This window comes from Herbidospora mongoliensis (genome assembly GCF_001570545.1).
Taxonomy (GTDB): Bacteria; Actinomycetota; Actinomycetes; order Streptosporangiales; family Streptosporangiaceae; genus Herbidospora; species Herbidospora mongoliensis.
In genome coordinates, this window is the sequence record NZ_BBXD01000015.1 from 96,986 (window position 1) to 118,395 (window position 21,410).

General features: G+C 70.0%; 21 protein-coding genes. 12 read left to right on the plus strand and 9 right to left on the minus strand.

Annotated elements, in window-relative coordinates; all coding sequences use genetic code 11:
- The first annotated feature begins 17 nt into the window (after positions 1-17).
- Positions 18-935 carry a S66 peptidase family protein gene (locus AW272_RS21685; protein ID WP_066368175.1) on the plus strand — a complete coding sequence of 306 codons (918 nt, stop codon included), beginning with the start codon at positions 18-20 and terminating at the stop codon, positions 933-935.
- A gap of 154 nt (positions 936-1,089) precedes the next feature.
- Positions 1,090-1,878 (plus strand): hypothetical protein, encoded by a 789-nt coding sequence (locus AW272_RS21690; RefSeq protein WP_245657662.1) that lies wholly within the window; start codon positions 1,090-1,092, stop codon positions 1,876-1,878.
- 5 nt (positions 1,879-1,883) lie between these two features.
- On the opposite strand, the gene AW272_RS21695 is transcribed toward AW272_RS21690, so the two are convergent.
- A complete protein-coding gene (locus AW272_RS21695) occupies positions 1,884-3,641 on the minus strand; it encodes a glycoside hydrolase family 15 protein (RefSeq protein ID WP_066368177.1) in 1,758 nt (585 codons plus the stop codon).
- Between the two features lie 4 nt (positions 3,642-3,645).
- Positions 3,646-4,239 carry a membrane protein YczE gene (gene yczE / locus AW272_RS21700; RefSeq protein ID WP_066368179.1) on the minus strand — a complete coding sequence of 198 codons (594 nt, stop codon included), beginning with the start codon at positions 4,237-4,239 and terminating at the stop codon, positions 3,646-3,648.
- A 122-nt stretch (positions 4,240-4,361) separates the two neighbouring features.
- Between yczE and yczR the strand changes: the two genes are divergently transcribed.
- Positions 4,362-5,750, plus strand: coding sequence for a MocR-like transcription factor YczR (gene yczR, locus AW272_RS21705; protein WP_245657663.1), 1,389 nt, complete (start codon positions 4,362-4,364; stop codon positions 5,748-5,750).
- Here yczR and AW272_RS21710 read toward each other — a convergent pair.
- The gene (locus tag AW272_RS21710; protein ID WP_157518700.1) at positions 5,734-6,348 is read right to left on the minus strand and encodes a trimeric intracellular cation channel family protein; all 615 of its coding nucleotides are present in this window, start codon (positions 6,346-6,348) and stop codon (positions 5,734-5,736) included. The two genes, yczR and AW272_RS21710, sit on opposite strands and share 17 nt — an antisense overlap.
- 81 nt (positions 6,349-6,429) lie before the next feature.
- Here AW272_RS21710 and AW272_RS21715 point away from each other — a divergent pair, with 81 nt between their 5' ends.
- From AW272_RS21715 to AW272_RS21725, 3 genes are all read left to right on the plus strand, one after another.
- Positions 6,430-8,253: an AMP-dependent synthetase/ligase gene (locus AW272_RS21715; RefSeq protein ID WP_066368188.1), complete on the plus strand. Its 1,824-nt coding sequence runs from the start codon at positions 6,430-6,432 to the stop codon at positions 8,251-8,253.
- A 157-nt stretch (positions 8,254-8,410) separates the two neighbouring features.
- Entirely contained in the window at positions 8,411-9,367 is a 957-nt protein-coding gene (locus AW272_RS21720) for a hypothetical protein (protein WP_157518701.1), read from the plus strand.
- Positions 9,368-9,534: 167 nt separating this feature from the next.
- Positions 9,535-11,043 carry a PQQ-dependent sugar dehydrogenase gene (locus AW272_RS21725; protein WP_083958554.1) on the plus strand — a complete coding sequence of 503 codons (1,509 nt, stop codon included), beginning with the start codon at positions 9,535-9,537 and terminating at the stop codon, positions 11,041-11,043.
- A gap of 3 nt (positions 11,044-11,046) precedes the next feature.
- Here AW272_RS21725 and AW272_RS21730 read toward each other — a convergent pair whose 3' ends face one another.
- Positions 11,047-11,820, minus strand: a complete 774-nt coding sequence (locus tag AW272_RS21730) for an alpha/beta fold hydrolase (RefSeq protein WP_066368190.1) — start codon at positions 11,818-11,820, stop codon at positions 11,047-11,049.
- A gap of 153 nt (positions 11,821-11,973) precedes the next feature.
- Here AW272_RS21730 and AW272_RS21735 point away from each other — a divergent pair, with 153 nt between their 5' ends.
- Entirely contained in the window at positions 11,974-12,681 is a 708-nt protein-coding gene (locus tag AW272_RS21735; protein WP_066368192.1) for a class I SAM-dependent methyltransferase, read from the plus strand.
- On the opposite strand, the gene AW272_RS21740 is transcribed toward AW272_RS21735, so the two are convergent.
- From AW272_RS21740 to AW272_RS21750, 3 genes are read right to left on the minus strand one after another with little or no spacing between them, the layout of a single operon-like run.
- Positions 12,678-13,694: an NAD(P)/FAD-dependent oxidoreductase gene (locus AW272_RS21740; protein WP_066368194.1), complete on the minus strand. Its 1,017-nt coding sequence runs from the start codon at positions 13,692-13,694 to the stop codon at positions 12,678-12,680. The genes AW272_RS21735 and AW272_RS21740 overlap by 4 nt on opposite strands.
- The gene (locus AW272_RS21745) at positions 13,691-14,206 is read right to left on the minus strand and encodes an isoprenylcysteine carboxyl methyltransferase family protein (protein ID WP_066368204.1); all 516 of its coding nucleotides are present in this window, start codon (positions 14,204-14,206) and stop codon (positions 13,691-13,693) included. Before AW272_RS21745 ends, AW272_RS21740 begins: the two co-directional genes overlap by 4 nt.
- Before the next feature lie 43 nt (positions 14,207-14,249).
- A complete protein-coding gene (locus tag AW272_RS21750) occupies positions 14,250-15,293 on the minus strand; it encodes a type III polyketide synthase (protein ID WP_066368205.1) in 1,044 nt (347 codons plus the stop codon).
- 89 nt (positions 15,294-15,382) lie between these two features.
- Between AW272_RS21750 and AW272_RS21755 the strand changes: the two genes are divergently transcribed.
- Complete coding sequence (locus AW272_RS21755; protein WP_245657664.1) at positions 15,383-16,153, plus strand: UbiA family prenyltransferase; 771 nt, start codon at positions 15,383-15,385, stop codon at positions 16,151-16,153.
- A 35-nt stretch (positions 16,154-16,188) separates the two neighbouring features.
- Here AW272_RS21755 and AW272_RS21760 read toward each other — a convergent pair whose 3' ends face one another.
- Complete coding sequence (locus AW272_RS21760; protein WP_066368206.1) at positions 16,189-17,343, minus strand: RtcB family protein; 1,155 nt, start codon at positions 17,341-17,343, stop codon at positions 16,189-16,191.
- Between the two features lie 140 nt (positions 17,344-17,483).
- On the opposite strand from AW272_RS21760, the gene moaA reads away from it, so the two are divergent.
- The 3 genes from moaA to AW272_RS21775 all read left to right on the plus strand — a co-directional run bounded on the left by moaA (position 17,484) and on the right by AW272_RS21775 (position 20,522).
- The gene (gene moaA, locus AW272_RS21765) at positions 17,484-18,467 is read left to right on the plus strand and encodes a GTP 3',8-cyclase MoaA (protein WP_066368207.1); all 984 of its coding nucleotides are present in this window, start codon (positions 17,484-17,486) and stop codon (positions 18,465-18,467) included.
- Positions 18,468-18,528: 61 nt separating this feature from the next.
- Positions 18,529-18,792: a DUF6457 domain-containing protein gene (locus AW272_RS21770; protein ID WP_245657665.1), complete on the plus strand. Its 264-nt coding sequence runs from the start codon at positions 18,529-18,531 to the stop codon at positions 18,790-18,792.
- Between the two features lie 98 nt (positions 18,793-18,890).
- Positions 18,891-20,522, plus strand: coding sequence for a WD40 repeat domain-containing serine/threonine protein kinase (locus tag AW272_RS21775; protein ID WP_066368209.1), 1,632 nt, complete (start codon positions 18,891-18,893; stop codon positions 20,520-20,522).
- 226 nt (positions 20,523-20,748) lie between these two features.
- On the opposite strand, the gene AW272_RS21780 is transcribed toward AW272_RS21775, so the two are convergent.
- On the minus strand, positions 20,749-21,063 hold the full coding sequence (locus tag AW272_RS21780; RefSeq protein WP_066368214.1) for a DUF3099 domain-containing protein: 315 nt from the start codon (positions 21,061-21,063) through the stop codon (positions 20,749-20,751).
- 77 nt (positions 21,064-21,140) lie between these two features.
- Here AW272_RS21780 and AW272_RS21785 point away from each other — a divergent pair, with 77 nt between their 5' ends.
- Positions 21,141-21,356: a dodecin gene (locus AW272_RS21785; protein ID WP_066368218.1), complete on the plus strand. Its 216-nt coding sequence runs from the start codon at positions 21,141-21,143 to the stop codon at positions 21,354-21,356.
- Positions 21,357-21,410: the final 54 nt, after the last annotated feature.

The window sequence follows — 21,410 nt, forward strand, 5'->3', positions numbered from 1 at the left end:
CTGACACTCTTTGGGGGGTGTCCGAACGAACTCCACCCCGCCTCCGGCACGGTGACACCGTGGCCGTCGTCGCGCCCTCCGGTCCGGTCGATCTCGACCGGCTCAACCGCGGCCGCCACGTGCTCACCGGCCTCGGCCTGAACGTCCGCTTCGGTGCCCGCATGCTGATCCGGCGCGGCTACCTCGCCGGGCCCGACCAGGCCCGCGCCGCCGATCTGCAGGAAGCCTGGTGCGATCCGGAGATCGCCGCCGTGATCTGCGCCCGGGGCGGCTACGGCGCCACCCGGGTCCTCGACCACCTCGACTGGGACAAGATGGAGGCCGCCCGGCCCAAACCGCTTCTCGGTTCCAGCGACATCACCGCCCTCCACCTGGCCTTCCAGCGCCGTCTGGGGGTGGCCTCGCTGTTCGGCCCCATGCCGGCCTGCGCCACGATCAGCGACGAGGACGGTCCGGAACCCCGGTCGCTGTCGCACCTCAAGGCGTCGCTCATCTCCAGCCTGGAGCCCCGGCCGGTGAAGGGCGACCAGGTGATGGCGCCCGGTTCGGCCATCGGGCCGGTCACCGGGGGGAACCTGACGATGCTCGCCGCGCTCTGCGGCACGCCCTACCAAATGGAGGCGCAGGGGCGGATCGTGCTTCTCGAAGACATCCGGGAAGAGCCATACCGAATCGACCGTATGCTGACCCAACTGCTCCAGGCCGGCTGCCTCGACGGCGCCGTCGGCTTCGCCCTCGGCTCGTGGGTCGAGTGCGGCGAGGCGCTCCCGGTGCTGATGGAACGGCTCGGACCCCTGGGAGTGCCGATCATCGCGGGGTTGCCGATCGGTCACGGGACACCACAGTTCAGTGTGTGGCTGGGGGCTGATGGTGTCATTGATACCGAATCGTGCTCTCTGACAGGCCTTATCGGCAACCAGGACAAGGCACCCTGAAACCTGGCAACACGCCACGTTTGTAAGGGGATGAGCCTTGGGTCTGTTGCGGCGACTCCGCAGCCGGATTCGGCCTGACCAGCCTGTACAACCCGTCACCCGGCCCGTCGAGGACGTCGATCTTGACTCGCTCCTCGCTCTGGTTGTCGAGACGATGGGTTACAGCTGCTCGTTCGAGGACGACGGCGCCACTCTGATCATGGGTGGCGATGAGATGGCCCGTACCGTCAATTTGGTCGGGCTCCGCCGCGAGGCGGCCCGCAGGTCACGCGAGGACTGGCCGATGCTGGTCTCCGAGCACCTGTCCCACGCCGTGTCGGGCGAACCGTTCGACGCGTGCAACCTGACCCGGATCAAGCCGCTGCTGCGCACCCGGCTGCACGCGGCCGACGACCCGGCGATCCCCGACCCCTCGCGGATCATCGGCCGTCACCTGAGCGCCGACCTGATCGAGGTGCTGACGATCGGCGGCCGTCCGGTCCGGCCGGAGGAGGCCTTCTGCTGGCCGATCCCGCCCGCCGAGGCGCTCGACGTCGCGCTCGACAACGCGCTGGCCGACGAGCGGATCACCGCCGAGTACGTCCAGCTCGGCGGGGTGAGCGTGCGGCTGATCAGCGCGCCCACCGCCGTCGCGCACCTGCGGCGGCTGCCCGGCCCGCCCGACGGTCTGCTCGTCGTGCTGCCGCACCCGGGCGCGATGGCGATCCACCCCATCGAGGGCATCGGGGTCGTCCGGGCGCTGGAGCGGATGCGCGTGTACGCCCAGCGCGAGTTCGACGACCGCGACGCCAACCTCAGCCCCCACGTCTACTGGTGGCACCGCGAACGGCTGACCCGCATCCAGGCCGACCTGGTTCCCCAGGACGGTCAGGTGCGGCTCGTGGTGACACCGCCCGCCGACTTCGCGAGGCTGCTGGCCAGGCTCGCCGGAGACGCCAACTAGCCCCGCTAGCTGAGGGCCTGGGCCGTGTGGATGAGCGGCACGTGGCTGAACGCCTGGGGGAAGTTGCCCACCAGGCGGCCCTGGACGGGGTCGTACTCCTCGGAGAGCAGGCCCACGTCGTTGCGGAGGGCCAGCAGCCGGTTGAACAGGTCGCAGGCCTCCTTGCGCAGGCCCATGCGGGCCTTGGCCTCAGCGAGCCAGAAGCTGCAGGCCAGGAACGCGCCCTCGCGGCCGGGCAGGCCGTCGACCGGGTTGTGCTCGCTGGTCGAGTAGCGCAGCACGAAGCCCTCGGGCGTGGTCAGCTCGCGCTCGATGGCGTTGATCGTGCCGATCACGCGAGGGTCGTCGGCGGGCAGGAAGCCCATCGTCGGGATGAGCAGGGTCGCGGCGTCGAGTTCCCTGGAGCCGTAGGACTGGGTGAAGGTGTTGCGCTCGGGGTCGTACGACTTCTCGCACACCTCCTTGTGGATCTCCTCGCGCAGCGCCTTCCACCGGTCGACGGGGGCCGTGCGGTGCTGCCGTTCCAGCGTCTTGATCGCGCGGTCGCAGGCGACCCAGGCCATCACCTTGGAATGGGTGAACTGGCGGCGCGGGCCGCGCACCTCCCACAGGCCCTCGTCGGGCTGCTGCCAGCCGCTCTCCAGGAAGTCCATCATCTTGCGGGTCAGCTTCCAGGCGTGGTCGTCGGGCGGCAGCCCGCCACTGCCCGCGTGGTAGAGCGAGTTGACGACCTCGCCGTAGACGTCGAGCTGGAGCTGGCCCGCGGCGCTGTTGCCGATCCGGACCGGCAGGGAGTTCTCGTAGCCGGGCAGCCAGTCGAGGGTCATCTCGGGGAGGCGACGCTCGCCGGCGACGCCGTACATGATCTGGAGGTCCTGGGGACGCCCGGCGATCGCGCGCAGCAGCCACTCCCGCCAGGCCTTGGCCTCGTCGAGGTAGCCGCTGGTCAGCAGGGCGTCGAGGATCATCGAGGCGTCGCGCAGCCAGCAGAACCGGTAGTCCCAGTTGCGGACGCCGCCGAGGTCCTCGGGCAGGCTCGTCGTGGCGGCGGCGACGATGCCGCCGGTGGGGGCGTAGGTCAGCCCCTTGAGGGTGATCATCGAGCGGACCACCGCGTCGCGCCACGTGCCCGCGTGGGTGCCCTTGGAGACCCAGTCCTCCCAGAGTTCGCGGGTGTGGTCGAGCTCGCTCAGCGGGTCGACCATCGGCGGCGCGGCGGCGTGGGAGGGGTGCCAGGCGAACACGAACGGCACCTTGTCGCCGGCCTCGACCCGGAAGGTGGCCTTGTGGGCGTAGTCACTGCCGTGGAGGTGGACGGGCGAGTGGATCCAGGCGGAGTCGGGGCCGCCGATGGCCTGGAGGCTGCCGTCGCGGCGGCGGACCCACGGCACGATGCGGCCGTAGTCGAAGCGGATGCGGATCTCGCAGTTCATCTCGACCGACCCGGCCACGCCCTCGACGATCCGGACCAGGCGGGGGTGCTCATGGCGTACCGGCATGAAGTCGATCACCCGGACGGTGCCGCCAGGGGTGTCCCAGGTCGATTCGAGGACGAGCGTGTCACCCCAGTAGCGGCGGCTGGAGGCCGTCTCCATCCCGGCGGCCCAGATCCGCCAGGAGCCGTGGCGCTGGTTGCCCAGCAGTGCCGCGAAGCAGGCGGGTGAGTCGAAACGGGGCAGGCAGAGCCAGTCGACCGAGCCGTCGCGGCCCACCAGGGCCGCCGACTGCATGTCGCCGATCAGCGCGTAATCCTCGATCCGCATGTGATCAAGCTACCCACCGTGCCCTCATGAAGAACTGGGTGATCGGCCCGATCATCAGTGCGAACACCAGCGTGCCGACCCCGGCGACGCCGCCGAGCGTCCAGCCGATCGCCAGCACGGTGAGCTCGATGATCACCCGCGCGACCCTGATCGACAGGCCGAGCCGGTTGAGCCCGGTCATCAGGCCGTCCCGCGGCCCGGGGCCGTAACCGGCGCCGATGTAGAGGGCGGTGGCGGCGCCGACGGTGACCACCCCAACCAGCAGATACGCCCACTGGACGACCCAGTGGCCAGGGGTGGGGGCCAGCCAGACGGTCAGGTCGAAGAACCAGCCGAGCAGCAGGACGTTGCTGATCGTGCCCAGGCCCGGCTTCTGGCGGAGGGGGATCCAGAGCAGCATCACGGCCGCTCCGACGATGACGACCCAGGCGCCGATGCTGAGCCCGAAATGCCGGGACAGGCCCTGATGGAAGACGTCCCAAGGGGCGCTGCCCAGGTTCGACTCGATCTGCAGGCCGGAGCCGGCGCCGTAGAGGAACAGACCGGCGTAGAGCCTGACGAGTCTGCTAGAGGTAGGACGAGTGGATGTTTGCACCATAGTTGTCCCAGTTTCGCGCCAAGAGGTCTGCCAGAAAAGAGCCAATCTGGAGAATTGGCCTTCTGTGCTCAGGCTTGTATGGAACGGTGTAAATCATGAGAACGGGTTCTAATGTGGTCGGCATGCCGCGCCACATCGCCCCGGAGCAGCTCGCCCGACTGCTCGTCGTCCCTCCAGGGGCCCGCCCCTACTACCGGGCGCTGGCCGAGGCCCTCAGGGGCCGGTTGCACGACGGCGCCGTCCCGGTCGGGGTGCGGCTCCCGGCCGAACGCCACCTCGCCGTCGCGCTCGGCGTCAGCCGGACCACCGTGACCGCCGCCTACGACCTGCTCAAGGACCAGGGCTACGTCACCTCGCGCCAGGGCTCCGGCAGCACGACCGAGCTCCCCGCCGGAGGCGACACCCCCTGGACGATCCCGGTGCCTGGCGACGGCATGATCCCGCTCCACGTCGCCTCGATGCCGGCCGCCTCCGGGGTCGCCTCCGCGGTGGAGAACGCCGCCGCCGGCTACCACCGCCACCTGCTCGGCATCGGCTACGAACCCGTCGGCCTGCTCGCGCTGCGCGAGGCGGTGGCCCGGCGCTACACCGATCGGGGGGTGGCCACCCGGCCGGAGCAGATCCTCATCACGCCCGGCTCCCAGCAGGCCATGAACCTGCTGTTCACGCTGCTGCTGCGCGCGGGCGACCCCGTGCTGCTGGAGTCCCCGACCTACGCCCACGCGATCCAGTGCGTCCGCCTCCACGGGGCCAGGGCGGTCGCGGCGGGGGAGCTGATGGAGAGCTCCCTCGATCAGGCGAGGGTCGCGTACGTGCTGCCCGACTTCCACAACCCGACCGGCGCCCTGATGGAGGCCGAGGAGAGGGCCGCCCTGGTGGCCGCCGCCCGGCGGCACGACGTGACGCTGATCTGCGACGAGACCTGGGGCGAGGTGGCCGTCGACGACGTCGTCATGCCGCCGCCGCTGGCCCGCTGGGACACCGACAACCGGGTGATCACGATCGGGTCGGCGTCGAAACTGTGGTGGGGCGGCCTGCGGGTGGGCTGGCTGCGGGGGACCGCCGAACTCGTCGAGAGGCTGTCGGTGCTGCGGGCGGGCGTCGACCTGGCCACGGCGGTGTTCGACCAGCTCGTGGTGGCCGACCTGTTCCCGCAGGTCGAGGAGTCCCGGGCCGAACGCCGCGCCTGGCTTGCGACCTCCCGCGACGCGCTGATGGCGGCGCTGGCCGCGCACCTGCCCGGCTGGACCTACCCGAAGCCGGCCGGCGGCGGGTCGATCTGGGCCAAGCTCGACGTGCCCTCGGCCGGGCCGCTGGTCGCGGCGGCGGCCGTCCAGGGGGTCAGGCTCGCGCCCGGACGGTGGTTCGGGGTCGACGGCGCCTGCGAGGGCCACCTGCGGCTGTCGTACTGCCACCCGCCCCACGTGCTGGCCGACGCGGTCAAGAAGATCGCCGCCGCCCGGCCTGGCCTGGCGCCGGTGCCGGAGAACCGGCTCACGATGAGTCTGTGACGCCCCGCGCCAGCGGCGCCCGCCAGCCCCGCCGCATCGCCAGGAACCGGAACGAGAAGGCCAGCACGGCGGCCGACAGGACGGCGAACGGGCCGCGTACCCCGAATTCGAACAGGCCGGCCAGCACGGTCGCGCCCAGTAACGCGGGCACCGCGTAGAGCTGGCGGTCGTAGAGCAGGGTGGGCCGCCGGCCCGAGAGCATGTCGCGCAGCACACCGCCGCCCACGGCGGTGACCACACCGAGGAAGATCGCGTGCAGCGGCGACAGGCCGAACAGCAGCGCCTTCTCGGTGCCGGTCGCGCAGAACAGGCCCAGCCCGGCCGCGTCGAAGATCAGGATGCTCGGCATCCCGCGCTCCACCACCGGATGCCAGAAGAACACGACCGCCGACGCCAGCAGCGGCACCAGCACATAGCCGGCGTCGTGCAGCGCGGCCGGCTGCACGCCCAGGAACACGTCCCGCAGGATGCCGCCGCCCACCGCGGTGAAGAACGCCAGCACCGCCATGCCCACCACGTCGAGGCGGGTGTGAACCCCGGCCAGCGCTCCCGAGATGGCGAAAACGAAGATCCCGACCAGGTCGAGCACCCATGTCACCAGGACATCTTGTCAGCCTTGACTTACCGATGATGTGATGCGGGTCACTCTGTGCGTGAGCATCCCTACAGGAGGCGCGGAATGGTCTTTGAAGAGCGGGCGGCGATCGAGGAAAGCATCGCGGGCCGGACCATCTGTTCACAGCTTGACGAGACGGCTGAGAATCATCCCGATGCGCCGGCCTATTCCGACCCGGTGGAGGGCGGCTGGTCGACCCTCACCTATCGGGAGGCGCGGCAGCGGGTGCTGGAGATCGCCGCCGGGTTCGCCGCCCTCGGCGTCGAACCGGGTGACTCGGTCGCCCTGATGATGGTCAACCGCAGCGAACACGTCCTCGCCGACCTCGGCGCCGTGCACGCGGGGGCCATCCCCTGCTCCGTGTACTCCACCTTCGCGCCCGACCAGGTCGCCTATGTGGCCAACGACGTCGGCGCCAAGGTCGCCGTGCTGGGCGGCCCGGCCGAGCTGGCCCGGTGGGAGCCGGTCCTCGACCAGCTGCCGAACCTGACGAAGATCATCATGCTCACGGGCGCGACCGGCGACCAGCTCTCGTGGGACGACTTCGTGACCCTGGGCGTGCAGGCGCTGGCCGCCGACCCGCAGTCGGTCGAGGAGCGCTGGCGCTCGGTCACCTCCGACGACACCCTGACCGTGCTCTACACCTCGGGCACGACCGGCATGCCGAAGGGCGTCCCGCTCACCCACCGCAACGTGCTCTTCGAGATCGGCGCCACCGACCGGATGACCTCGCTGCCCACCGAGGGCACCCAGATCTCCTACCTGACCTACGCCCACATCGCCGAGCGGGTGCTGAGCCTCTACCTGCCCCTGTTCAAGGTCTCCCACGTGCACTTCTGCACCGACCTGGCCAACCTCGGGCCGACCCTGGCCGCGGTGAAGCCGGTGCTGTTCTTCGGCGTGCCGCGCGTCTGGGAGAAGATGATGGCCAGGCTCAGCGCGCTGCTCTCGACGCAGCCCGAGGAGCAGCAGGAGAACGTGCGCAAGGCGATGACCGCGGGGCTCGCCTGGGTCGAGGCCGGCCAGACCGGCAGTTCGATGACCCCGGAGATCCAGGCCGCCTACGAGGCCGCCGACGCCGGTCTGCTGGCCTTCATCCGGTCGCTGATCGGCTTCGACAACGCGGGCTGGCTCGCCAGCGCCGCCGCGCCGATGCCGCTGGAGGTGCAGCGGTTCTTCGCCGGTCTCGGGCTCAAGGTCCTCGATGTGTACGGCATGACCGAGACCACCGGCGCCTTCACCGCCAACAGCCCCGACGCCTACAAGCTCGGCACCGTCGGCCGCGCCGAACCGGGTGTCGAGGTGCGCATCGCCGCCGACGGGGAGATCCTCACCCGCAGCCCGCTCAACACCACGGGCTACCTCGACCGGCCTGAGGCCACCGCCGACCTGTTCGACGACGAGGGCTGGCTGCACACGGGCGACGTCGGCTCGGTCGACGACGACGGGTTCGTCCGCATCGTCGACCGCAAGAAGGAGCTCATCATCACCGCCGGTGGCGAGAACATCTCCCCGGCCAACATCGAGAACTACCTGAAGGAGCACGCCCTCATCGGCCAGGCGCTCGCCTTCGGCGACTCCAGGCCCTTCCCGGTCGCGATCCTCACCCTCGACGGCGAGATCGCCCCCGGCTGGGCCCAGGCCAACGGCATCACCTACACCGACCTGGCCGACCTGGCCGCCCACCCCGACGTGCTGAAGGCCGTCGAGGCGGCGATCGAGACCGCCAACGAGAAGCTGGCCCGCGTGCAGCAGGTCAAGCGCTGGCGGCTGCTGCCGGTCGAGTGGACCGCCGAGACCGAGGAGCTCACCCCGAGCCTGAAACTCAAGCGGCGGGTCATCCACGCCAAGTACGCTGAGATCATCGAGGAGATGTACGTTCAGTGATCTTCCGACCCCGACGCGCGAGTGCCTGACCCCGTTGCCAAGTTGTGATCACTTTTTCCATGACTTAGACGCAACTTTTGGCCTCGAATCTCCGTCTATGACGTAGGCGCGCTTCATGCCGGAAGCGCGCGGTAACGGGGAGAGGAAGCACCCTCTTATGATCAAGCGCATTGCCACCGCTTTGGTGGCGGCCGCTGCGATGAGCGCCTCGGCGCTCGTCGGCGCGGCTCCCGCCTTAGCGAATCCGGGTCAGGGCCACGGTCACCACGACGGGCCCGACCCGAAGATCACGGCTGTCGTGATCAACCCCAACCCGGTCGTCCTCAAGGGCAAGTGGGACTCCGAGGTCGTGTCGATCACGGTCAAGGGCGTCGACATCAAGAAGGCCCGCATTTGGGTCGACCACAAGGGCAGCTGGGGTAACGACGACTGGGACGGCCACGGCTGGGACGACAAGTCGGCGGACAGCACCACCTCCGACGAGTCGGCCGAGAAGAAGCCTGAGTGGAAGCCCCAGTGGTTCTCCTACTCCGAGAGCTTCAAGGTCGACACGAAGGACCCGAAGGGGTTCTACTCCGTGAAGGTCTTCGCTCGCGGGTTTGACGGCAAGCTCTACACCAGTTCCTCCGGCTTCACCGTCAAGCACGACAGCTACAACCCGCCGAAGCCGCCGCAGGGTCCCAAGGCGACGCGTATCGCCGACTTCAACGCCGGCCCCGAGCCGGTGAAGAAGGGGCGCAACGTCACCCTGACCGGGCAGCTTCAGGTCGCCCAGTGCTACGGCGACTGGTACTACGACTACAAGAAGCACGACCGCGCTTATGTCGAACTCGACGGGAGCGTCAAGCCCGTCGACGACGGCTGGAGCGGCTGCTACGACTCCCGCGACTACTGGCACGGCTGGTACAAGCTGGGCTGGCAGGACATCGACGTCTACTTCCTCCCTGCGGGTTCGCACAAGTGGAAGTACGTGAAGACCATCGACACCAACCCGAACGGTTCCTTCTACACCAAGGTCAAGGCCTGGGGTAGCGGCACCTGGGGTGTCCGGTACGACGGTAGCCACGGTTTCGGCTCTTCTGAGGCGAGCGACTACGTGAAGGTCGTCAAGTAGTTTTCTCTACGAGCCCGGGCCTCCCCTCCACGGAGGCCCGGGCTTCCCCGTTCTCCGGGACGAAATGTTGCGGCAGTTCAATGAAACTTTCTTTGACCGGCGCAGGTCAGTGCCCGACCGGCGGCGTGATCGTTGTCGAAACTTTCGGGGCTTCGTATGGTTCCGCAATGTCCAGACATGTTAGGCACGTCATCGCCGCGGCGATCCTGCTCCTCGGAGTCATGATCGCCCTCCCGGCCCGGGCCGCCGTGGTCGGCGGCTTCGACTTCGACCGGGCCCAGGTGTCGGTCACCGGGCTTCAGGTCCCGTGGGGGTTCGCCTTCCTCCCCGACGGGAGTGCCCTGGTCACCGAACGCAACACCGGCCGCGTCATGCAGGTCAGGCCCGGCCAGACCCCGGTCGCCGTGGCGACCATCAGCGGCGTGTCCGCCTCGGGCGAGAGCGGCCTGCTCGGCATCGCCGTCTCCCCGACGTACGCCCAGGATCAGTGGATCTACGTCTACTTCACCACCGCCAACGACAACCGCCTGGCCCGTTTCCGGCTGAGCGCGCCCTCGACGCAGAACGTCCTGCTGTCGGGCATCCCGCGCGCCACCGTCCACGACGGCGGCCGCATCGCCTTCGGCCCCGACGGGATGCTCTACCTGGCCACCGGCGACGCCGGAACCACGTCGAACGCCCAGAACGCGAGCTCGCCCGCCGGGAAGATCCTCAGGATGAACCCCGACGGGAGCATCCCCTCGAGCAACCCGACCGCCGGTTCGCGGGTCTACAGCATGGGTCACCGCAACGTCCAGGGCCTCGCCTGGGACGGTCAGGGCCGCCTGTACGCCAGCGAGTTCGGCCAGAACACCACCGACGAGGTCAACCAGATCGTGGCAGGGGGGAACTACGGCTGGCCGACGTGCGAGGGCATGTGCAACAACCCGTCGTTCCGCAACCCGATCGTCACGTGGACGACCGCCGAGGCCTCCCCGAGCGGCCTCGCCTACGCCAACAACACCCTGTTCGTCGCCGCCCTGCGCGGCACCCGCCTGTGGACCGTGTCGCTGAACGGCTCGGGCGGCTCGGCGGGCACCTCCGCCCAGTTCCAGGGCCAGTACGGCCGCCTCAGGGCGGTCGCCGTGGGCCCGGACGGCTGGCTGTGGGTCGGCACCAGCAACCGCGACGGCCGGGGCACCCCGGTCGCGGCGGACGACCGCATCATCCGGGTCCCCCCGGCAGGCGTGAACCCCTCGCCCTCGCCCTCGCCTTCGCCTTCGCCGAGCCCCAGCCCGTCCCCTTCGCCCAGCCCTTCGCCCAGTCCCTCGCCGTCTCCGTCGCCTTCCCCGTCACCCTCGCCGTCGCCCAGCCCGCAGCCGGGTGGTCCGTGCTCGGCGAGCGGGACCGTCCAGACCCAGTGGAGCAACGGCTACGTCGTCCAGCCCGTGACGGTGACCAACACCGGCACCTCCGCACTGAGCGGCTGGCGGGTGACCTTCACCCTCCCGGCGGGCCACACCCTCTCGGGTTCGTGGAACGCCGCCCTGACCGTCTCCGGCCAGACCGTGACGGCCAGGAGCATGGCCTACAACGCCAACCTCGCCCCGAACGGCAGCACCACGTTCGGCTTCCAGGTCACCCGCCCCAACGGCAACACGGCCACGGTCAGCGGTTACACCTGCGCCTCCCCGTGACGCTCATCCCTTGAGGAACGCCGCGACGATCGGCCCGGTGATCTCCGGGTCGATCGTGTGGGTCTGGCCGTCGAGGGCGATCACGTGGGCGCCGTCGACGGCCATGCCCAGGGCGCCGACCATGCCGCGCAGCCGGTCGGGGCTGGCCGCGCCGTCGAGGACCAGCGTGGGCGGCGGGCGCAGGGCGGCGAGCTGGTCGGGCAGGTCGCGGTCGGTCACCAGCAGCGCGTCGTAGACGGTCGAGGGGGACAGGGCTTCGAGGGCCTTCCAGAACGGCGCCCGCTTGGCCTGCTCCACCATCTGGGGCGGCATGCCGATGATCTTCAGCTGGAAGTATTCGACCGCCTCCTCGCGCCGCTCCTGGGCGATCAGTTCGGTCAGGTGACCGGCGTGGTCGGCGGGGGAGGGGTTCTCGTTCTGGTAGGGCGGCTCGTAGAGGGCCAGCCGGGTGATGGCGGCCCCGTCGATCACCGCCTTCAGCGCGAGCAGCGCGCCCGACGAGTAGCCGAACACGGCCGCCTCGCCGCCCGCGACCTCGATCATGGCCTTCAGGTCGTCGACCTCGTCGTCGATCCGGTAGGGCAGGGCCACCTCGCCGCTGCCGCCGCGCCCGCGCCGGTCGTACACGAAAACGGTGAAGTCACGGGACAGCGCCTCGGCCAGCGGCAGCCCGGCGGCGCGCTCGTTGAAGACGCCCACCGCGACGATCACCGGCGGCCCCTCGCCGACCTGGTCATAGGCGATCGTGGTGCCGTCACGCGAGGTCGTAATCTTCATGACATCCGTTCTATCAGCCGGTACCGTCAGTTCCAGTCCAGCGAACAAGGAGTTGCCATGACCGCCCGCCCGGTGTGACCGGGGTGGTCCAGTGCTGCCCCGGTCGAGACGAGAAGCAGGTTTTTTCGTACTTCTGACTGGAGCATTCTTCACATGCCGTGGTACACGGATTTCTTCACCGAGCTGCCCAACACCTTCTGGCGGGCGGCAGTCCCCAGCGAGTCGACCAAGGCCGAGATCGACTTCCTGATGACCCTGCCGGGCGACCACGTCCTCGACGTGGCCTGCGGCAGCGGGCGGCACGCCCTCGAACTGGCCGCGCGCGGCCGCCGGGTGACCGGCGTCGACGTCTCGGCCGAGGCGATCGCCCACGCGACCGGCGAGGCCGCCCGGCGCGGGCTCACCGCCGCCTTCCACGTCGGCGACATGCGCGCGCTGCCCGCGACGATCGCCGACACGGCGATCTGCATGGGCAACGCCTTCGGCTACCTCGACCACGACGAGACGCGCGCCTTCCTGGCCGGGCTGACCGCCCGGACGGTGGTCCTCGACTACGGCTTCGCGGCCGAGTCGTTCCTCCCGGGCGTGGCCCTGGAGGAGGAGCCGCTGACGATCGGCGGCGTCACCGCCGAGCAGGTCAACGAATACGACGTGGCGAGAAGCCGCTGGATCACCCACTTCACCTTCACCAGAGGTGAAGAGGTGCATCGGGGGACCTCCGTCCAGCACGTCTACACCGCCGCCGAGGTCTGCCGCATGGTGACCGAGGCGGGTTTCGGAACCATCGATCTGTACGGCGATCCTGACGGCGCCCCCTACGAGCTCAGGTCTCCCCGCCTGATCCTGGTGGCCCGCCGCTAGGCGAGAAGGGCGACGGCCGCGCGGAAGGCCCACGGGAGCCGCCGCGCGGCCGGCGCGATCAGATCACCGGTGACCCGGTTGCCCCGGACGGCCACCAGAGCCTCTGTGAGCACCCGGTGGCGGCGTGACAGCCGCGTCCACGACCGGGCGTACATTTCGGGATTTCCCTGTCTTAGCGAGGAAATGAGCGCCTCGGCCGAGCGGACCGCCAGCGAGATCCCCTCACCCGTGAGCGCGTCGACGTATCCGGCGGCGTCGCCGACGAGCAGCACCCGCCCGGCCACCCGCGCCTTCGCGTCCTGCCGCAGCGGGCCGGCCCCGCGCACCGGCGAACACGCCGGGCCCAGCCGGTCGCGTAACGCCGGGAACGCCGCCAGATGTTCGTCGAACGGCACCCGCCGCGAACTCAGCACCGCCACCCCGACCAGCTCGGGCCCGACCGGCGTCACATAGGCCTCCGCCCCGGACGACCAGTGCACCTCGACGTGGGAACTCCAGGGAGCGACCGCGAAATGGCGGCGCAGACCGTGGCGGCGTACCCGATCGGAGGTGACCGTCAGCCCCAGGGAGGCGCGAAGCGGGGAGTGCAGCCCGTCGGCCGCGACCAGCCAGCGGGCCCGGCCGAACCCGTCGGCCTCGACGCCGTCCGGCCGCTGCCGGAACCGCCCGACCCGGCCGGCGACCACGCGCACCCCCAGTTCGGCGGCCCGTTTGGCGAGCGCCTCGTGCAGGATCGTGCGGCGGACGCCGAGCCCGGAAAGGCCGCGGGGGAACGGAGCGGTCACCGAGCCGGTGGCGTCGAGATAGGCGATGCCGCGTAACGGCCACCCGTCGGGCCGCACGCCCAGCGCCCGCAGCGCCTCGGCGCCGGTGGGCATCAGCCCCTCGCCACAGGCCTTGTCGACGGGGGTCGCCCGGGGTTCGACGACGACGGCCTCCATCCCGGCCAGCGCGGCATGGCACGCGGTCGCGAGCCCGGCGGGCCCGCCCCCGGCGATCAGGACGTCGATCACGCGGTGCCCAGCCGGGCCAGCGCCGCCTCCTCAGACCGGATCCGGACCACCATCAGCCCGGCGTTCAGCACCGTGAAGACCAGCGCCGTGACCCAGGCCGAATGGACGAGGGGGAGCGCCAGCCCTTCGACGGCGACCGCGACGTAGTTGGGGTGCCGCAGGTAGCGGTAAGGCCCACCCGTGACGGCCTGCAGCCCGGGAACGACCACGACCTGGGTGTTCCACTGGTGCCCCAGGGTCCGGATGCACCACCACCGAAGCCCCTGGGAGGCGACGACGAGCGCCAGCATCGACCAGCCCAGCGCGGGGACGAAGGGGCGGTCGGCGGCGTACACCTCCACCATGCACCCGGCCAGCAGCCCGGTGTGCAGGACGACCATGAACGGATAGTGCCCCTGACCGGTGACGAAGCCGCCCCGCGCCAGGCTCCACCGCAGATTCCGCTTGGCCACCACGAGCTCGGCCAGTCGCTCGGCCGAGACGAGAGCGATCAGGACGGCATACCAACCCATTAGCTCTCCAACGTCTGGGGGTTCTTCGCGGAGTTCCCGCCCATCACCACTCCAGCAGGACGAGTTCCGAGCAGAACCCCGGTCCCATCGCGATCATCAGGCCAGGCGTCCCCTTCGGCGGGTCGAGCGCCATCGTGTCCGCCAGCACCCGCAGCACCGACGACGACGACAGGTTCCCCACCTCGGCCAGGGACCGCCACGTCACGTCGAGGGCGTCGGGAGGCAGGTCCAGAGCCTCGATGACCGCTTCCAGGACGCGCGGCCCGCCGGGGTGGCAGACCCACGCGGTGATGTCTTTCCTGGTCAGACCGTGATCACCCAGGAAGCCGTCGACGTCGTCGGCCAGATAGGTCCGGACGACGGAGGGGACGTTGGCGTCCAGGACCACCCGGAAGCCGTTGCTGGTGATGTCCCAGCCCATGACCTGCTCGGAGTCGGGGTAGAGGTGAGAGCGCGAGTCGATCACGCGGGGGCCGGGGCCCTCGGTCGTGGTGGCCACCACCGCGGTCGCGCCGTCGCCGAACAGGCCGCCGGCGACCAGGTTGGCGATCGAGCGGTCGTCGCGCTGGATGGTCAGGGAGCAGAACTCCACCGACAGCAGCACCGCGACCTGGGCCGACTTGTCGGACAGGTAGTCGTGCACCCGCGCGACCCCGGCCGCGCCGCCCACGCAGCCCAGTCCGAAGATCGGCAGGCGTTTCACGTCGGGCCGCATGCCCAGCCGGGACGCGACGCGGCTCTCGATCGAGGGCGCCGCTATGCCGGTCACCGTGGTGAACAGGATCATGTCGACGTCGCGGGGGGTCAGTCCGGCCGCGTCCAGGGCCTCGGCCACCGCCTGGGAGCCCAGCTCGACCGCCGCCGCCACGAACACGTCGTTGGAGGCCCCGAAACCGTCGAGTTTGGCGTAGTCGTCGAGGGGCAGTACGAGATGTCGGAAGTCGACTTTGGCGTGCTGGTGGAGTCGTTCGAGAACCCGGCGCTCGGTGGCGTCGAGGAAGCCCAGCCGGGCGATCGCCTCGGTGATCTCGGCCTGCGCGTAGCGGTTCGGCGGCAGGACACCCTGAACAGCGGCGATTCGTGACATCGCACTCCCAGATCGGCAGAAGTTACCCCTTCCGATCTCTGCCCACCCCTCACGGGTTCATGTGCGCCCCGATGGGAACTCCAACCTCTGTGCTTCTCGGTCTGCTGCGGGCGTGTCACCCCGGTCCGACGCTCGCGGTCACCGCTCTCGTGACGGCGCTCGCGGTGGGATCCGGCCAGAATCTGGTCGGGTGCTTATTCGTGGCGGCCGCCGTGCTGACCGGTCAGTTGTCGGTCGGCTGGAGCAACGACGCCGTGGACGCGGGGCGGGATCGGGCCCTGGGGCGTACCGAAAAACCGGCTGTTTCCGGACTTATCACGACAAGAGCTTTATGGGTGGGCGCCGGGCTGGCCTTGGCCGCTTGTGTGCCGTTGTCGCTGTTGAGCGGGCTCGCGGCCGGCGGGTTCCATCTGCTCGGGGTGGCCGCGGCGTGGTCGTACAACCTGGGCCTGAAGGCCACGGTCCTCTCCTGGGTGCCCTATGTGATCGGGTTCGGGCAGTTCCCGGCGTTCGTGTCGCTCGGCCTGCCCGGCGAACCGTGGCCCGCCTGGTGGTCGGTCCTCGCCGGCGCGCTACTCGGGGTCGGCGCCCACCTGGCCAACGTGCTCCCCGACATCGACGGCGACCTGAAAACGGGGGTGCACGGCCTGCCCCAGCGCCTCGGCCCCCGCCGGACCCGGGTGCTCACCGCCGTCTTCCTGGTCGCCGCCGTCGCCGTGCTCTGGTGGCCCGCCGTCGTCGTGGCGTTCGGGCTCGCACTGGCTCCCCGCTATGTGCGCCGCCCCGACGCCCCGCTCCTGAGCGCCATCGCCGTCGCCGCACTGGCCGTCGTGCTCCTGCTCGTGCGCGGGACCGGCTGACCGCCGGACGGTCCCGGAGGACCATCCGGCGGGGGTCAGCCCTTGTAGTTGAAGATCTGCCGCAGCGTGTGCTGCACGGTCACCAGGTCGGTCTGGTCGGCCATGACCCGGTCGATCGACTTGTAGGCCTCCGGGTGCTCGTCGACCAGGGACGAGGCCCGGTCGGCGTTCCAGGTCCGGCCTTCCATCGCCTTCTTCAGCGACGACGCCGTCAGGGTCCGCTTCGCCTGGCCGCGCGACATCCGCCGGCCCGCCCCGTGCGAGCACGAGTGGTAGGAGTCGGCGTTGCCCTTCCCGCGCACGATGTAGGACTGGGTCCCCATCGAGCCCGGGATGACGCCCTCGTCGCCGGTGTCGGCCTTGATGGCGCCCTTACGGGTGATCCACAGGTTCTTGCCCTGGTGCGTCTCGCGCTGGGTGAAGTTGTGGTGGCAGTTGATCGTCCGGACCCGGCGGCCCTTGCCGACCACCGAGAACAGCGCGTTCGACAGGACCGCGTCCATCCGCGCCCGCGAGGCCATCGCGTAGGCCTGCGACCACAGCATGTCGTCGATGTAGGCGGTGAACTCGGGCGTCCCCTGGGTGAAGTAGGCCAGGTCGGGGTCCTCCAGCCCGATCGCCGCCTGCTTCATCGCCTTCTTCGCGTCGGCGATGTGGCGGGTCGCGAGCTGGTTCCCGATTCCACGCGAACCGGAGTGGAGGACCGTCCACACCCGGTCACGCTCGTCGAGGCAGACCTCCACGAAGTGGTTGCCCGACCCGAGGGTGCCGAACTGAACCGCCACCGTCTTGTCCTGCTTCGGGGTCAGTTCCGTGTACGGCCGCCCGATCGCCTCCAGCGCCCGGTCGACGGCCCGGTCGTCGTGCCCCCGGCCCACGCCGGCCGGGATCCGCCGCTCGACCAGCGGCATCAGCGCGTCGAGGTTGTCCGGCAGGTCACGGGCGGTGAGGTCGGTCTCGGTCGCGATCATCCCGCAGCCGATGTCGACCCCGACGGCGGCCGGGATGATCGCACCCTCGGTGGGGATGACGGAGCCGACGGTCGCACCGATCCCGATGTGCGCATCGGGCATGAGCGCGACGTGTCCGGACACGAACCGCAGGCGCGCGGTCCTGGCCGCCTGCTCGATCGTTCCGGGGTCGATCTCGCTGGCCCAGGACAGCAGGTTGTGGGCGACTTCCTTCGGCATGATGATCTCCTGTTTCGGTGCGACCAGTGTGCCGAACCGGGGTTAAGCGTTCCCAATGGTTTTCCCGGGCAGGAATCCGACTTGATGGCGATCGGTTGTACTCGTCTAAGGTGGCATTCCTGATTGGAGGTCGGTGTTACGTGCTGGTCGATTCACACGGGCGCGTCGCGACGGACCTGAGGGTCTCGCTGACCGACCGCTGCAACCTGCGGTGCACCTACTGCATGCCACCGGAGGGTCTCGACTGGCTGCCCAAACCCGATTTGCTGACGGCTGACGAGATCGTCCGCCTGGTCACCATCGGCGTACGTGACCTGGGCATCACCGAGGTCCGCTACACCGGCGGAGAGCCGCTGCTCCGGCGCGAACTGGTCGAGATCGTCTCCCGCACCTCGGCTCTGGGCGCCGAGATCTCCCTGACCACCAACGGCATCGGCCTGGCCCGCCTGGCCGGGCCGCTGGCGGAGGCGGGCCTGCACCGCGTGAACGTCTCCCTCGACACCGTCGACCGCGAGACGTTCAAGAAACTCGCCCACCGCGACCGCCTCCCCGACGTGCTCGCGGGGCTGGAGGCCGCCGACGCGTCGGGCCTGCGCCCGGTGAAAGTCAACGCGGTGCTGATGCGCGACGTGAACGACCACGAGGCCGCCGACCTGCTGCGCTACTGCCTGGAGCGCGGCTACCAGCTCAGATTCATCGAGCAGATGCCCCTGGACGCCCAGCACGGCTGGAGCCGCCAGAACATGATCACCGCCGACGAGATCCTCGCCATGCTCGGCCAGGAGTTCAAGCTGGCCGACGCCGACCCGCGCGACCGCGGCAGCGCCCCGGCGGAGCTGTTCCTGGTCGACGGGGGCCCCGACACGGTCGGTGTGATCGGCTCGGTCACCAGGCCGTTCTGCGGCGCCTGCGACCGGGTCCGCCTCACCGCCGACGGCCAGATCCGCAACTGCCTGTTCGCCACCGAGGAGTCCGACCTCCGCACCGCCATGCGCGCGGGCGTCTCCGACGACGACCTGGCGGCCCGCTGGCTGGCGTCCATCGCCCGCAAGAAGCCGGGCCACGGCATCGACAACCCCGAGTTCCTCCAGCCCGCCCGCCCCATGAGCGCGATCGGCGGCTGAGCGGGTCGGCCCGTGGCGGCTGTTGATCGTTACGATGGGTGGTCGCCCTTCGGGGTGGACGGTGACATTCCTGCTGATCTGGAGGCCGCTCGTGAACGTGCTGGAGGAATGGACCGCACTGGTCTGTCGTGAGCTGGGGATCGACCCGGCCACTGTCGATCGGGACATGGTGCTCGATCTGACCAAGGACGTCGCCCACGGGGTGGCCCGGCCCGCCGCGCCGCTGACGGCCTATCTGCTCGGGCTCGCCCAGGGCGCGGGGACGGCGCCGCCCGACGCGGCGGCGATCATCTCGGCCAAGGCGGCCGAGTGGACTCGCGAATGAGGTAAGCGCGCTGATCTTTCCGGGATTTCTTGCAAGGATGCCTGGGTGGGCGCGAGCCAGGCCCCCGGAATGTTTCCGAGCTGCTGCGAGAAAACACGATGGACGCTCTGCTGCCCGACGATCCCGACCGGATCGGCCCCTACCGGCTGGAGGGCCGTCTTGGCGCGGGCGGCATGGGCGAGGTGTTCCTCGCCCGGTCCCCGGGCGGCCGGGTCGTCGTGGTCAAGCGCATCCACCGCCACCACGCCGGCAAGCCCGAATACCGCGCCCGCTTCGCCCGTGAGATCGACGCCGCCCGCCGGGTGGGCGGGCACTACACCGCACAGGTGGTCGCCGCCGACCCCGACGCCGACCGGCCGTGGATGGTCACCGCCCACATTCCCGGTCCGTCCCTCCAGGCCCTGATCTCCGAGCGCGGTCCCCTTCCCGCGGACGGGGTGGCCGCACTGGCCGCCGGGCTGGCCGAGGGACTCGCCGCGATCCACGACTGCGGCCTGGTCCACCGCGACCTCAAGCCCGGCAACGTGATCTGCGCCGGCGACGGGCCCCGCATCATCGATTTCGGCATCGCCCGCCCGCTGGAGGCCAGCACCCTCACCGAGGCCGGGGCGCTCGTCGGCACCTGCGCCTACATGTCTCCCGAGCAGATCAACGGCCACCCGGCGACCTCCGCCGCCGACGTCTTCGCGCTCGGCTGTGTCCTGGGCTTCGCCGCCACCGGGCAGGGGCCCTTCCACGCCGGGTCCCTGCCGGCCATCGTGCGGCGCGTCACCAGCGAGGATCCCGACCTGAGCGGGGTGCCCGCCACCCACGGCCTCCGCGACCTCGTCGCCGCCTGCCTGGCCAAGAACCCCGCCGACCGGCCCGCCGTCACCGATGTCCTCGCGGGCCTGGTCCGATCTGACACCGATCGCCACCCACCCCTCACCACACGCGAGTCCAAGACCCCGAGCGCCTTGCCCCGCCGGGCCCTGCTGGCCGCCGGACTGGGGTTGGGCGGCACGATCGTGGCCGTCGCGATCTCCCGCGCGTTCGGCGCCGCATCGGGGACACCCGCCGAGACCCCCTCGGCCACGACGGTTCCGATCCAGGTGGTCAAGGTCGCCGACGTCACCGCGCATCAGCAGGGGGTGTTCGCGGTGGCGTTCCATCCCGAAGGGGCCCTGCTGGCCACCGGCGGCGGAGGCGAGGAGAACGTCCGGCTGTGGGATGTGACCGACCACTCCCGTCCGGTAGCCGTCGATCATCTCGACCACGACGACTGGGTCGCGGCCCTGGCGTTCAACCACGACGGGACCCTGCTCGCCACCGGCGGTTACGACAGGACGGTGCGGCTCTGGGACGTGGCCCGCCGTGCCCTCGTGACCACCCTCACCGGTCACACGGGCTGGGTCACCTCGCTGGCGTTCACCCGGGACGGCACCCTGCTGGCCGGTGGTGGCGCCGATCTGTCGGTGCAGCTGTGGGACGTACCCGGCCGCACCGTGTCCGCCACTCTCAACGGACATACGGACGCGATTCTCGCGGTGGCGTTCAGCCCCGACGGGACGCTGCTGGCCACCGGCGGCATGGACCGGACGGTGCGACTGTGGGACCTGGCCGCCGGCACCCTGGCGGACGTCCTGACCGGCGCCGGAGACGACGTCAACTCGGTGGCGTTCAGCCCTGACGGGAACCTGCTGGCCGTCGGCAGCGCCGATGAGACGGTGCGGCTGTGGAAGATCTCCTGACCTACACGGCGAGCGAAAAATTGCTCAGCCGGGACGGCGGCAGTAAAGGCGCCTGAAAAGGTCTGGAATTGGGGCGACGCCGGGTGGTTACGGGGGCAAACCACCCGGCGTCGCTTCATCGGCGTTCCGACGGGGGCCCGGAACGCCGGCACCAGCGCTCCGACGGGGGACCAGAGCGCTTGGCTAAACTGTACACCTACCACCCTTAGGATGCGTCAAGACTTAGTCACGACCCGATCTCGCGTCGATGCCGTGGTATCTCGTTTTGGTTAGCCCCATCCATGTCCTGAGGTGGAGGAAGGTCCTTTCCTCGTTCGTTGGCCCCGATCACGGCAAGGTACGGCAAAAGCACCGCACCGCCGATCAGGAGCGCCCTCACCCACACCGGCGCCGGCACCGTCACGGCGAGGATGAGGCAGACGACGCGGATCGACATCTTGATCACGTAGCTGATCTCGCGTTTGCGGATGTCGGCCGACAGGGACGGCTGCGCGTCGGTCACCTGGTGAACGGTCGTCTTCCGCCGATGAAACAGCTTCACACCTTCACCCTAGTCCCGGCCTCCGGAGGTCTCCCGGGCAGCAGGTTATGATCGTTTCCCGACGACAGGGAGGCACGATGTCTGACCGCACGTACCGGGTGACCGAGATCGTGGGAACGTCGGAGGAGTCCGTCGACCAGGCCATACGCAACGGGATCAAGCGTGCGTCGCAGACGCTGCGGCATCTCGACTGGTTCGAGGTGACGGAGGTCCGCGGCCACATCCAGGACGGCGAGGTCGCCCACTTCCAGGTGGGCATGAAGGTCGGCTTCCGGCTGGAAGACTCCGAATAACAGAAGAGGCGGTCCCGCGCAAACGCGAGACCGCCTCTTGACAAGCGTGTCAGA

What these genes read in the sequence shown, in the direction of transcription:
- AW272_RS21690 (WP_245657662.1), top strand. Translation starts at nt 1,090, where the DNA reads ATGGGTTACAGCTGCTCGTTCGAGGACGACGGCGCCACTCTGATCATG.
- AW272_RS21695 (WP_066368177.1), bottom strand. Translation starts at nt 3,641, where the DNA reads ATGCGGATCGAGGATTACGCGCTGATCGGCGACATGCAGTCGGCGGCC.
- yczE (WP_066368179.1), bottom strand. Translation starts at nt 4,239, where the DNA reads ATGGTGCAAACATCCACTCGTCCTACCTCTAGCAGACTCGTCAGGCTC.
- yczR (WP_245657663.1), top strand. Translation starts at nt 4,362, where the DNA reads ATGCCGCGCCACATCGCCCCGGAGCAGCTCGCCCGACTGCTCGTCGTC.
- AW272_RS21715 (WP_066368188.1), top strand. Translation starts at nt 6,430, where the DNA reads ATGGTCTTTGAAGAGCGGGCGGCGATCGAGGAAAGCATCGCGGGCCGG.
- AW272_RS21720 (WP_157518701.1), top strand. Translation starts at nt 8,411, where the DNA reads ATGATCAAGCGCATTGCCACCGCTTTGGTGGCGGCCGCTGCGATGAGC.
- AW272_RS21725 (WP_083958554.1), top strand. Translation starts at nt 9,535, where the DNA reads ATGTCCAGACATGTTAGGCACGTCATCGCCGCGGCGATCCTGCTCCTC.
- AW272_RS21730 (WP_066368190.1), bottom strand. Translation starts at nt 11,820, where the DNA reads ATGAAGATTACGACCTCGCGTGACGGCACCACGATCGCCTATGACCAG.
- AW272_RS21735 (WP_066368192.1), top strand. Translation starts at nt 11,974, where the DNA reads ATGCCGTGGTACACGGATTTCTTCACCGAGCTGCCCAACACCTTCTGG.
- AW272_RS21745 (WP_066368204.1), bottom strand. Translation starts at nt 14,206, where the DNA reads ATGGGTTGGTATGCCGTCCTGATCGCTCTCGTCTCGGCCGAGCGACTG.
- AW272_RS21750 (WP_066368205.1), bottom strand. Translation starts at nt 15,293, where the DNA reads ATGTCACGAATCGCCGCTGTTCAGGGTGTCCTGCCGCCGAACCGCTAC.
- AW272_RS21760 (WP_066368206.1), bottom strand. Translation starts at nt 17,343, where the DNA reads ATGCCGAAGGAAGTCGCCCACAACCTGCTGTCCTGGGCCAGCGAGATC.
- AW272_RS21775 (WP_066368209.1), top strand. Translation starts at nt 18,891, where the DNA reads ATGGACGCTCTGCTGCCCGACGATCCCGACCGGATCGGCCCCTACCGG.
- AW272_RS21785 (WP_066368218.1), top strand. Translation starts at nt 21,141, where the DNA reads ATGTCTGACCGCACGTACCGGGTGACCGAGATCGTGGGAACGTCGGAG.